An 11,963-nucleotide genomic window follows, 5' to 3' on the forward strand; every position below is an offset into this window, starting at 1 on the left:
CCTCTTAGTGGGCGAGCCACACGAAATACGTCATGAACATCAACACGCCCACGATCATCATCAGCGCGTAGTGGTACAGGTACCCGGTCTGTGCCTGACGCACCACCGCGGACACCACACCCACCAGCTTCCAGCTGGCGTTGACCACACCCGCCTCGATCACGCCGCGATCGCCGCCCTTCCACAGACCGATGCCCAGACCACGCGCGCCACGGGCGAGCACGTTTTCGTTGAACCAGTCCATGTAGTACTTGTTTTCCAGGATGGTCACAATGGGTTTGAAGGTGCGCGCAATGCCTGCCGGCAAGGCCGGGTTGACCATGTACATGTACCAGGCCACCACGGCGCCACCCAGCGCCAGGTAGAACGGCGCAGTGGAGAAGGCGTGCAGCGCCATCGCCAGCGGGCCATGGAACTCTTCGGCAAACTTCTCCATGGCCGGGTGCAGTTCGAGGTTGATGTGGATCGCGTCCTTGAGGAACTCGCCGAACAGCATCGGCTGAATCGTCATGAAGCCAATCACCACCGACGGAATCGCCAGCAGCAGCAGCGGCACGGTGACCACCCAGGGGGTTTCGTGCGGCTTGTGATCGCCATGCCCATGGCCGTGATCGTCGTGGTGGTCGTCATGCCCATGGTGCGCATCCGGGTTCTGGTCGTAGCGTTCCTTGCCGTGGAACACCAGGAAGTAGAGGCGGAACGAGTAGAACGAGGTCACGAACACACCGGCCAGCACCGCGAAGTAGGCGAAGCCGGAGGCCGGCAGGTGGCTGAAGTGCACCGCTTCGATGATGCTGTCCTTGGAGTAGAAGCCCGCGAACAGCGGCGTGCCGATCAGGGCCAGCGTGCCCAGCAGCGAGGTGATCCAGGTGATGGGCATGTACTTGCGCACGCCGCCCATCCAGCGGATGTCCTGGTTGTGGTGCATGCCGATGATCACCGAGCCGGCCGCGAGGAACAGCAAGGCCTTGAAGAAGGCGTGTGTCATCAGGTGGAACACCGCCACCGAGTAGGCCGAGGCACCGAGCGCCACCGTCATGTAGCCGAGCTGGGACAGCGTGGAATAGGCAACCACACGCTTGATGTCGTTCTGGATGATGCCCAGGAAGCCCATGAACAGGGCCGTGATGGCGCCGATCACCATGATGAAGTTGAGCGCGGTGTCCGACAGCTCGAACAGCGGCGACATGCGCGCGACCATGAAGATGCCGGCCGTCACCATGGTGGCGGCGTGGATCAGGGCGGAGATCGGGGTCGGGCCTTCCATCGAGTCGGGCAGCCAGACGTGCAGCGGGAACTGGGCCGACTTGCCCATGGCGCCGATGAACAGGCAGATGCAGATCACGGTGATCAACAGCCAGTCGGTGCCTGGGAAGCCCAGTTGGCCCAACTCGGGCGCCTTGGCGAACAACTCGGTGTAGCTCAGCGTGCCGGTGTAGGCCACGATCAGGCCAATGCCCAGGATGAAGCCAAAGTCGCCCACGCGGTTGACCAGGAAGGCCTTCATGTTGGCAAAGATCGCCGTCGGTTTGTTGAACCAGAACCCGATCAGCAGGTAGGACACCAGACCCACCGCCTCCCAGCCGAAGAACAGCTGCAGCAGGTTGTTGCTCATCACCAGCATGAGCATGGAGAAGGTGAAGAGCGAGATGTAGGCGAAGAAGCGGTTGTAACCGTCGTCCTCTTCCATGTAGCCGATGGTGTAGATGTGCACCATCAGCGAGACGAAGGTCACCACGCACATCATCATGGCGGTGAGGCCATCGACCAGGAAACCGATCTCCATCTTCAGGCCACCGACCACCATCCACTCGTAGACGGTCTGATTGAAGCGCGCCCCATCGACCGCCACGCTCTTGAGCGTCATGGCCGAGAGGATGAAGGCGATCAGCACGCCCAGGATCGTGAGGGAGTGCGAAGTGCGCCGACCAATGACGTTGCCGCCAAACGTGGTTCCAAGGATGCCGGCCAGCACGGCGCCCGCCAGCGGGGCCAGCGGAACAGCCAGGAGTGTGCTTGCAGAAAGGGTTGTGCTCATGGTGTGAAAGGCCTTAAACCGACCGCCGGGCCGCCCCAGGGGCGGTTTGTGCCCCCTCGGAGGGTTGCGAATGCATGAAATGACGAGCGTGCGGGCACATGGTCATCAACCCTTGAGGGTGTTGAGTTCTTCGACGCTGATGGATGCCTTGTTGCGGAACAACAGAACCAGGATGGCCAGACCAATCGCCGACTCGGCAGCCGCCACGGTCAGGATGAAGAACACGAAGACCTGGCCGTGCATGTCACCCAGGAAATGGGAGAACGCCACGAAATTCATGTTCACGGCCAGCAGCATCAGCTCGATGGCCATGAGCAGCACGATGAGGTTCTTGCGGTTCAGGAAGATGCCGATCACCGAGAGGGCGAACAGGACCGCGCCCACGGACAGAAAGTGACCCAGTGTGATGCTCATGCCTTGCCCTCCTCGATGGCGGCCGCGTCAACCAGGGGCGCGGATTGGGTGGCGGCCATGGGCAGCACCACCAGACGGTCGCTGGCGCGCACGTGCACCTGCAATCCGGGGTTGATGGCCTTGCTGTCCTTGCGCTGGCGCAGCGTCAGCGCGATCGCGGCGACCATCGCCACCAGCAGGATCACCGCCGCCACCTGGATCGGGTACAGGTAGTCGCTGTACAGCAGGCGACCGAGCTCCCCGGTGTTCGAATAACTCGCAGGCATCGGTGCAGAAGACGCCATAACGATGGACGGGAAACCGGCCCACAAAACGGCGATGATCTCGGCCGCCACCAGGGCGCCCAGCGCGGCGGCGAGCGGGAAGTGTTGCCAGAAACTCCAGCGACCGCCTTCGAGCTTGATGTCGAGCATCATCACCACGAACAGAAACAGCACCATGACGGCACCGAGGTACACCAGCACCAGCGTCAGGCCCAGGAACTCGGCCTTGAGCAGCAGCCACAGGGCCGCTGCCTGGGAAAACGACAGCATCAGATAAAGCACCGCATGCACGGGGTTGCGCGCGGTGATCACGCGGAAGGCCGCAAACAGCAGCACCGCCGCGAACAGGTAGAAAAAGCCGGTCTGGTAGTCCATGGAATGGTTCTTCGGTCGAGGGGCAACCCAGGGTCAGCGGTAGGGCGCATCGGCCGCCTTGGCCGCGGCGATCTCGGTTTCGTAGCGATCGCCCACGGCCAGCAGCATCTCTTTGGTGAAATAGAGATCGCCGCGCTTTTCACCGTGGTATTCGAGGATGTGGGTCTCGACGATCGCGTCCACCGGGCAGGCCTCTTCGCAGAAACCGCAGAAGATGCACTTGGTCAGGTCGATGTCGTAGCGGGTCGTGCGGCGGGTGCCGTCTTCGCGTTCACCGGCCTCGATGGTGATGGCCAGGGCCGGACACACCGCCTCGCACAGCTTGCAGGCGATGCAGCGCTCTTCGCCGTTCTCATACCGGCGCTGCGCATGCAGGCCGCGAAAACGCGGCGACAGCGGGGTCTTTTCTTCCGGAAACTGCACCGTCACCTTGCGGCGCAGCGCGTAGCGTCCGGTCAGGGCCAGGCCCTTGAACAGCTCGACCAGCAGGAAACTCTTGAAGAAATCGCGCAGGGAAAACGGCGCGACAACGGCCGTGGTGGCAGAGGTGGTAGACATGGTGGTTCGCCCTGCTTATTTCCAGATGTTCCACGGCGTCTGCATCAGACCGCCCACGAGGAGCAGCCAGATCAGCGTCACGGGAATGAAAATCTTCCAGCCCAGACGCATGATCTGGTCGTAGCGGAAGCGCGGGAAGGTGGCCCGGATCCAGATGAACATGGACACGACCAGGAAGGTCTTGAGGCCCAGCCAGATCCAGCCGGGAATCCAGTTGAAGAGCGCGCTGTCGATCGGGGGCAGCCAGCCCCCCAGGAACATCAGCACACCCAGGATGGACACCAGCCACATGCTGGCGTATTCGGCCAGGAAGAAGATGGCGAAACCCATGCCCGAGTACTCGACCATGTGGCCAGCCACGATCTCGGCTTCGCCTTCGACCACGTCGAAGGGGTGGCGGTTGGTTTCGGCCACACCCGAGATCAGGTAGACGAAGAAGATCGGCAGCAAAGGCAACCAGTTCCAGGACAGGAAGTTCAGCCCCATGCCGGCGGCCATGCCGCGGCTTTGCGAAGCCACGATCTCGCCCAGGTGCAAGCTGCCGGCGGTCATGATGACCACCAGGAAACAGAAACCGATGGCGATTTCGTAGCTCACCATCTGGGCCGAGGCGCGCAGCGCGCCCAGAAAGGCGTACTTGGAGTTCGACGCCCAGCCGGCAATGATCACGCCATAGACCTCGATCGAGGTGATGGCCAGAATCACCAGCAGGCCGGCGTTCACGTTGGCCAACACCGTATCCGGTCCGAAGGGCACCGCCACCCACGCGGCCAGCGCCGGCATGATGGCCATGATCGGACCCAGGCGGAACAGCCCGCTGGCGGCGGCGCTGGGGCTGATGATTTCCTTGGTCAGCAACTTGATCGCATCGGCGATCGGTTGCAGCAGACCGAACGGGCCGACCCGGTTGGGGCCCAGGCGCACCTGCATGAACCCCAGCAGCTTGCGCTCCCACAGCGTGAGGTAGGCGACCGCGCCCATCAAGGGCGCCAGCACCACCACGATCTTGATCAGGATCCAGAGCACCGGCCAGGCCGCCGTGGTCCACCACGGCGCGGCGATCAGGCCCATGCCACCGTTGTACATCGCGTCGATCATGCACTTGCTCCTTCGACCTGGGCGTTGCCCGTCCGTGCATCGTTCGTGAGTTGCAGCGAGGTGGCGCGACGCACCAGCGAATCGAGCTGGTAGATCGAGGCCACGCAGGGCCGGGACTGGGCAGGTCCGAGATCGGCAGCGGCCGGGCCAACGCCCGCGTCGGCATTCGACAAACGGGCAGTGGCCACCAACGCCCCGGAAGCCACACCGGGCAGCACCGAAGCCAGCACCGCCTGCGAGGAGTCGGCATCGAAACCCGACAGGCCCAGCAGATTGCCCAGCACGCGCAACACTTTCCAGGCCGGGCGCGTATCGCCCAGCGGACGCACGACGGCATGGAAACTCTGCAGCCGGCCTTCGGCGTTGACGAAGGAACCCGAGGTCTCGGTGAACGGCGCGATGGGCAGCAGCACATCGCTCAGGTCCAGGTTGGCCTTGAACGGACTGAGCGTGACGACCATGCCACCACACGAACGCAGCCCCTGGGCGCCGACCGCGCTGTCGAACGCCGGCTCGGTGTTGAGCAACAGCGTGGCCTTGAGCGCACCACCCAGCATCTGGCCCGCATGCAGACCACCCTGCCCCGGCACCGCACGCGCCAGCTGGGCACCCACGGTATTCGCGGCCTCGGTGAGGTAGCCGACCGTCGCACCGGTTTGCTGAGCGATCCAGTTGGCCAGGGAGAGCAGGCTGGAAGCCTTCTCGTGGTGGGCCGCGGCATTGCCCAGCAGGATGGCTTTCTGTTCACCACCCAACAAGGACCGGGCCACGGCGCGGGTCGTGTCATTGACTTCGCCCGCGATGGGCGTCTGCACACCGGTTTCGGCGGCCACGGCGGCGGCGATGCCCGCGAGCGCCATCACCCAATGATCGCTATCAACCGTCACGGCGTTCGCGATCGGCATCGCCCAGTCCTGCGCCTGGTCGTTGACCACGTTCACCTGGGCGCCTTTGCGGGCGGCCTGGCGAATGCGCTGCGCGAACAGCGGATGGTCTTTGCGCAGGTTGGAGCCGACGACCAGCACGCGCTGGAGCGAGGACAGCGCGGCGATGGGCATGCCCAACCAGCGAGCCGACCCGGCTGCGGCGGTATTGCCGAAGTCCGTCTGGCGCAAGCGGCTGTCGATGTTTTCACTGCCCAGGCCACGCACCAGGGCACCGGCCAGCGCCAGTTCTTCCAGCGTGCTGTGGGGGCTCGCGAGCAGGCCGATGGCGCCAGCGCCGTGTTCGGCCTTGAGCTGCTTGAGGCCGTTGGCCACGTATTCGAGCGCGGTCTGCCAGTCCACCGTCTTCCACTCGCCGCCCTGTTTGATCATGGGCGCGGTCAGACGGTCTTCGCTGTTGACGGCTTCGTAGGAGAAACGGTCACGGTCGGCGATCCAGCACTCGTTGACGGCATCGTTCTCGAACGGCACGACACGCATCACCTTGTGGTTCTTCACCTGGACGATCAGGTTGGCCCCGGTGCCATCGTGCGGACTCACGCTCTTGCGGCGCGAGAGTTCCCAAGTGCGGGCGCTGTAGCGGAAAGGCTTGCTGGTGATCGCACCCACGGGGCAGATGTCGATCATGTTGCCCGACAGCTCGGAATCCACCGTGCTGCCGACGAAGGTCTCGATTTCGGCATGCTCACCGCGGTGCGACATGCCCAGCTCCATCACACCTGCAATCTCCTGGCCGAAGCGCACACAGCGGGTGCAGTGGATGCAGCGGCTCATCTCCTCCATGGAAATCAGCGGCCCCACCTCCTTGTGGAACACCACGCGTTTTTCTTCTTCGTAGCGCGAACCCGAACCGCCATAGCCCACCGCCAGATCCTGCAACTGACACTCACCGCCCTGATCGCAGATCGGGCAGTCCAGCGGGTGGTTGATGAGCAGGAATTCCATCACCGACTGCTGGGCCTTGATGGCCTTGTCGCTCTTGGTGCGGACGATCATGCCCTGCGTGACCGGCGTGGCGCACGCGGGCATGGGCTTGGGCGCCTTCTCCACGTCCACCAGACACATGCGGCAGTTGGCCGCGATGGAGAGCTTCTTGTGGTAGCAGAAATGCGGAATGTAAGTGCCCGCCTTTTCGGCGGCATGCATGACCATGCTGCCCGGTGGCACTGCGACCTTCTGGCCGTCGAGTTCGATTTCAACCATGGTGTGTCCCGCTATCAGACCGTGGCCGGGGCCGACTGCGAAGCAGCGGCATCGGCTTTGATCATGGCCTCGAACTCGGGCCGGAAATGTTTGATCATGGCGCGCACCGGCATGGCGGCCGCGTCGCCCAGGGCGCAGATGGTGCGGCCCATGATGTTCTCGGCCACGTTGTCCAGCAACGCCATGTCGGCCGGCCGGCCTTCGCCGCGGTGGATGCGGTCCACCAGGCGCCAGAGCCAGCCCGTGCCTTCGCGGCAGGGTGTGCACTGACCGCAGCTCTCGTGCATGTAGAAGTAGGACAAGCGCTTGAGCGATTCGACCATGCAACGCGAGTCGTCCATCACGATCACGGCGCCCGAGCCGAGCATGGAGCCGGCCTTGGCAATGGAGTCGTAGTCCATCGTGCATTCCATGATGATGGATGCGGGCAGCACGGGCGACGACGAGCCACCGGGGATCACGGCCTTGAGCTGGCGACCGGTGCGCACACCGCCAGCGAGCTCCAGCAGCGTGGCAAACGGCGTGCCCATGGGAACTTCATAGTTGCCCGGGCGCTCCACGTCACCACTGACCGAATAGATCTTGGTACCGCCGTTGTTGGGTTTGCCGCATTCGAGGTAGGCCTGGCCGCCGTTGCGGATGATCCAGGGCACGGCCGCGAAGGTCTCGGTGTTGTTGATGGTGGTGGGCTTGCCGTACAGACCGAAGCTGGCCGGGAACGGCGGTTTGAAGCGCGGCTGGCCCTTCTTGCCTTCCAACGATTCGAGCAGCGCGGTCTCTTCACCGCAGATGTAGGCGCCGAACCCGTGGAACGCGTGCAACTGGAAACTGAAGTTGCTGCCCAGAATCTTGTCACCCAGGAAGCCCGCAGCGCGCGCTTCTTCCAGAGCGGCCTCGAAGCGGTCGTAGACCTCGAAGATCTCGCCGTGGATGTAGTTGTAGCCCACGCTGATGCCCATGGCATACGCCGCGATGGCCATGCCCTCGATGACGATGTGCGGGTTGAACATCAGGATGTCGCGGTCCTTGCAGGTCCCCGGCTCGCCTTCGTCCGAATTGCACACGAGGTACTTCTGACCCGGGAACTGACGCGGCATGAAGCTCCACTTCAGACCGGTCGGGAAACCCGCACCACCGCGTCCACGCAGCGCGGACTCTTTCACGGTGGCGATCACCTGATCCTGCGTGAGGCCCTCGGCGCCGTCCTGGCCCAGCACCTTGCGCAGGGCCTGGTAGCCGCCACGCGCCACGTAGTCCTGCAGCGACCAGTTGTTGCCGTTGAGCCCGGCATAGATCTGCGGATTGATGTGGCGGTCGTGGAAACAGGTCTGCACGCCGGTGGCGCGGAACTGCGAAATCACCTGTTCTGCATTCATGCCTTGGCCTCCGCGGCCTTCAGACCGTCGATCAGCTGGTCGAGTTTCTCGTTGCTCATGAAGCTGCACATGTGGCGGTCGTTGACCAGCATCACCGGCGAGTCGGCGCACGCGCCCAGGCATTCGCTCTGCTGCAGGGTGAACAGGCCGTCGACCGTGGTTTCGCCCATGGCAATGCCCAGCTTGTGCTCCAGATGGGCCAGCGCCTTGTTGCCGTCGCGCAGTTGGCACGGCAGGTTGGTGCAGACGTTGAGCTTGTACTTGCCCACCGGCCGCTGGTTGTACATGTTGTAGAAGGTCGTGACCTCGTGCACCGCCATAGGCGCCATGTCGAGGTAGGCGGCGATCGCCTTTTCAGCGGCCAGGCTCACGTGGCCCTGCTCCTGCTGCACGATGGCCAGACAGGCCATGACGGCCGACTGCTTCTGGTCCGCGGGGTACTTGGCCACTTCGCGCGCAAAGCGCTGCAGCGTGGCGTCGGCGAGCGTCGCGGCGCTCACGGCTTGGGTCTCAGAGATCATCGGTCAATCTCTCCAAAAACGATGTCCATGGTGCCGATGATGGCGACCGCGTCGGCCAGCATGTGACCTTTGGCCATCTCGTCCATGGTGGACAGGTGGGCAAAACCGGGGGCGCGGATCTTCAGGCGGTACGGCTTGTTGGCGCCGTCGCTCACGAGGTAGATACCGAACTCGCCCTTGGGATGTTCGACGGCCGCATAAGCCTCGCCTTCAGGCACGTGAAAACCTTCGGTGAAGAGCTTGAAGTGGTGGATCAGCTCTTCCATGCTCGACTTCATCGCTTCGCGAGAAGGCGGTGCCACCTTGTGGTTGTCGGTGATGACCGGACCCGGGTTCACGCGCAGCCAGTCCACACACTGCTTGATGATGCGGTTGGACTGCTTCATCTCTTCCATGCGGACGAGGTAGCGGTCGTAGGTATCACCGGTCTTGCCGACCGGGATGTCGAAGTCCATGCGGTCGTACACGTCGTACGGCTGCTTCTTGCGCAGGTCCCAGGCGATGCCGGAGCCGCGCAGCATGGGGCCGGTCATACCGAGGTTGAGCGCACGCTCTGGCGTCACCACACCGATGCCGACGGTGCGCTGTTTCCAGATGCGGTTGTCGGTCAGCAGCGTGTGGTATTCGGCCAGGTAGGTCGGGAAACGCTGCGTGAAGTCGTCGATGAAGTCGAGCAGCGAACCCTGGCGGTTCGTGTTGAGCTCGGCCATGGCCTTGGCATTGCGGATCTTGCTGTGCTTGTACTGCGGCATCGTGTCCGGCAGGTCGCGGTACACACCGCCCGGACGGAAGTAGGCCGCGTGCATGCGCGCGCCCGACACCGCTTCGTACATGTCGAACAGGTCTTCGCGCTCGCGGAACGCATAGATCAGGATGGTCGAGCTGCCGCAGTCGTTGCCGTGCGAGCCCAGCCACATCAGGTGGTTGAGCAGACGGGTGATCTCGCTGAACATCACGCGGATGTACTGCGCGCGGATCGGCACTTCGATGCCCAGCAGCTTCTCGATGGCCAGGCAGTAAGCGTGCTCGTTGCACATCATCGAGACGTAGTCCAACCGGTCCATGTAGGGCAGCGACTGGATGAAGGTCTTGTGTTCGGCCAGCTTTTCGGTGGCGCGGTGCAACAGGCCGATGTGCGGGTCGGCGCGCTGCACGACCTCACCATCGAGCTCCAGCACCAGGCGCAACACGCCGTGCGCGGCCGGGTGCTGCGGACCGAAGTTCAGTGTGTAGTTCTTGATTTCAGCCATGACAGGGCTCCCGCCGGGCCGCCCCAAGGGCGCCCTGCGCCCCCATGGGGGGCAGCGAATACATGAAGTGATGAGCGTGGGGGCGGTTCATGTCAGTGAAGTCCGCCGTAGTTGTCTTCGCGAATCACACGCGGTGTGACCTCACGCGGCTCGATCGTGACCGGCTCGTAGACCACCCGCGCGCGCTCGGCGTCGTAGCGCATCTCGACGTGGCCCGACAGCGGGAAGTCCTTGCGGAAGGGGTGGCCGATGAATCCGTAGTCGGTCAGGATGCGCCGCAGGTCGTTGTGACCTTCGAACACGATGCCATAAAGATCGAAAGCCTCGCGCTCGTACCAGTTGGCCGAAGCCCAAAGTTCCGACACCGATGCCACGACGGGGAAATCGTCTTCGGGACAGAACACGCGAACCCGCACCCGATGGTTGAGGCTGACGGACAGCAGATGCACCACGACAGCGAAACGCGGCCCCTCCCAGCGGCCGTCGCCATAGGTGGAGTAGTCCATGCCACACAGATCGATCAGTTGCTCGAACCGGGTTTGCGGCGCGTCACGCAGCGTCTGCATCACCGCCTGGTAGTCGGCAGCGGCCACCACCAGCGTGACCTCACCGCGTTCAACGTCGATCGACTGCGCCCGCTCGCCCAGCAAAGCGGTCAGTGAAGCCTGGATGGCCTCGGGGCTGGTTGTGTAGGTCGTGGCTGTCTCGCTCATGAACCGTCTTTCTGGACTTGAACCCGTGGACCGCAGCCGCTCAGGCACGCGCGATGGTGTTGGTGCGGCGGATCTTCTGCTGCAGCTGGATGATTCCGTACAACAGCGCTTCGGCCGTGGGCGGACAGCCCGGCACATAGACGTCAACCGGCACGATCCGGTCGCAACCGCGCACCACCGAGTAGCTGTAGTGGTAATAGCCACCGCCATTGGCGCACGACCCCATGGAGAGCACCCAGCGCGGCTCGGCCATCTGGTCGTAGACCTTGCGCAGCGCCGGCGCCATCTTGTTGCACAGGGTGCCGGCCACGATCATCAAGTCGGACTGGCGCGGACTGGCACGAAACACCTCGGCGCCGAAACGCCCCAGGTCGTAACGCGCGGTGGCCGCATGCATCATCTCCACCGCGCAACAGGCCAGACCGAAAGTCATGGGCCACAGCGATCCGGTCTTGGCCCAGTTCACCACCGAGTCATAACTCGTGGTGACAAAACCTTCCTTGAAAACGCCTTCAATCATGAGCTGCTCCGGTGATCCCGCACGTGTTGCTATTCATCATTCCCAATCCAGCGCACCTTTTTTCCACTCATAAGCAAAGCCTACGGTCAGAATGGCCAGGAAGACCACCCCCGCCAGAAAACCGGTGACGCCGATGTCGGAAAAGGCCACGGCCCAGGGGATGAGAAACGCGATTTCGAGATCGAACAGAATGAAGAGAATGGCCACCAGGTAGTAGCGCACATCGAACTTCATGCGGGCATCTTCGAAAGCCTCGAAGCCGCATTCGTAAGGAGAGTTCTTTTCCGCGTCCGGGCGGTTGGGGCCTAGGATGTAGCCCAGGACCTGGGGGATGATCCCGATAGCGATACCCACCAAAATGAACAAGAGCACGGGAAGGTATTGTTCGAGACTCATCTTGGGTAAGTTCCGCTGACATGGCTCACGGGCCATGTTGTCCAAAGATTGGTGCCGACGGCGAGACTCGAACTCGCACAGCTTTCGCCACTACCCCCTCAAGATAGCGTGTCTACCAATTTCACCACGTCGGCTGGGTCTGCATTGTCTGGCTCACGAGGGTCGGTGTGAGCCTTGCTGACAACCCATAGAGTTTACCCTGAATCCACCTTGATTTTCGGGGGCACACCATGGTTTTTCAAACCGTATCGGTAGAGTGGCGCGGCGGGAAAGCCGCCCTATACCACCGATCGA

At 63.1% G+C, this 11,963-nt stretch carries 12 protein-coding genes and 1 tRNA gene; all 13 read right to left on the bottom strand.

What is annotated here, in order from left to right:
• Window positions 1–4: 4 nt before the first annotated feature.
• The 13 genes from nuoL to KIH07_RS21270 all read right to left on the bottom strand — a co-directional run bounded on the left by nuoL (window position 5) and on the right by KIH07_RS21270 (window position 11,803).
• Entirely contained in the window at window positions 5–2,038 is a 2,034-nt protein-coding gene (nuoL, locus tag KIH07_RS21210) for an NADH-quinone oxidoreductase subunit L (protein ID WP_226493858.1), read from the bottom strand.
• Between the two features lie 105 nt (window positions 2,039–2,143).
• The gene (gene nuoK / locus KIH07_RS21215) at window positions 2,144–2,452 is read right to left on the bottom strand and encodes an NADH-quinone oxidoreductase subunit NuoK (RefSeq protein WP_226493859.1); all 309 of its coding nucleotides are present in this window, start codon (window positions 2,450–2,452) and stop codon (window positions 2,144–2,146) included.
• Window positions 2,449–3,090, bottom strand: coding sequence for an NADH-quinone oxidoreductase subunit J (locus KIH07_RS21220; RefSeq protein WP_226493860.1), 642 nt, complete (start codon window positions 3,088–3,090; stop codon window positions 2,449–2,451). The genes nuoK and KIH07_RS21220 overlap by 4 nt, the downstream gene beginning before the upstream one ends.
• A 33-nt stretch (window positions 3,091–3,123) precedes the next feature.
• Entirely contained in the window at window positions 3,124–3,648 is a 525-nt protein-coding gene (gene nuoI, locus KIH07_RS21225; RefSeq protein ID WP_226493861.1) for an NADH-quinone oxidoreductase subunit NuoI, read from the bottom strand.
• A 15-nt stretch (window positions 3,649–3,663) separates the two neighbouring features.
• The gene (gene nuoH / locus KIH07_RS21230) at window positions 3,664–4,746 is read right to left on the bottom strand and encodes an NADH-quinone oxidoreductase subunit NuoH (protein WP_226493862.1); all 1,083 of its coding nucleotides are present in this window, start codon (window positions 4,744–4,746) and stop codon (window positions 3,664–3,666) included.
• Window positions 4,743–6,893 carry an NADH-quinone oxidoreductase subunit NuoG gene (nuoG, locus tag KIH07_RS21235; protein WP_226493863.1) on the bottom strand — a complete coding sequence of 717 codons (2,151 nt, stop codon included), beginning with the start codon at window positions 6,891–6,893 and terminating at the stop codon, window positions 4,743–4,745. Before nuoG ends, nuoH begins: the two co-directional genes overlap by 4 nt.
• A gap of 14 nt (window positions 6,894–6,907) precedes the next feature.
• Window positions 6,908–8,269, bottom strand: coding sequence for an NADH-quinone oxidoreductase subunit NuoF (gene nuoF / locus KIH07_RS21240; protein ID WP_226493864.1), 1,362 nt, complete (start codon window positions 8,267–8,269; stop codon window positions 6,908–6,910).
• Complete coding sequence (gene nuoE, locus KIH07_RS21245; RefSeq protein ID WP_226493865.1) at window positions 8,266–8,790, bottom strand: NADH-quinone oxidoreductase subunit NuoE; 525 nt, start codon at window positions 8,788–8,790, stop codon at window positions 8,266–8,268. The genes nuoF and nuoE overlap by 4 nt, the downstream gene beginning before the upstream one ends.
• Complete coding sequence (locus KIH07_RS21250) at window positions 8,787–10,040, bottom strand: NADH-quinone oxidoreductase subunit D (protein ID WP_226493866.1); 1,254 nt, start codon at window positions 10,038–10,040, stop codon at window positions 8,787–8,789. Before KIH07_RS21250 ends, nuoE begins: the two co-directional genes overlap by 4 nt.
• Window positions 10,041–10,132: 92 nt before the next feature.
• On the bottom strand, window positions 10,133–10,753 hold the full coding sequence (locus KIH07_RS21255; protein WP_226493867.1) for an NADH-quinone oxidoreductase subunit C: 621 nt from the start codon (window positions 10,751–10,753) through the stop codon (window positions 10,133–10,135).
• A gap of 40 nt (window positions 10,754–10,793) precedes the next feature.
• Window positions 10,794–11,273: a NuoB/complex I 20 kDa subunit family protein gene (locus KIH07_RS21260; protein WP_068175390.1), complete on the bottom strand. Its 480-nt coding sequence runs from the start codon at window positions 11,271–11,273 to the stop codon at window positions 10,794–10,796.
• Window positions 11,274–11,309: 36 nt separating this feature from the next.
• On the bottom strand, window positions 11,310–11,669 hold the full coding sequence (locus KIH07_RS21265) for an NADH-quinone oxidoreductase subunit A (RefSeq protein WP_068175391.1): 360 nt from the start codon (window positions 11,667–11,669) through the stop codon (window positions 11,310–11,312).
• 49 nt (window positions 11,670–11,718) lie between these two features.
• A tRNA-Leu gene (locus KIH07_RS21270) sits at window positions 11,719–11,803 on the bottom strand.
• Between the last annotated feature and the right edge of the window lie 160 nt (window positions 11,804–11,963).

The organism is Hydrogenophaga taeniospiralis (assembly GCF_020510445.1).
GTDB lineage: Bacteria > Pseudomonadota > Gammaproteobacteria > Burkholderiales > Burkholderiaceae_C > Hydrogenophaga.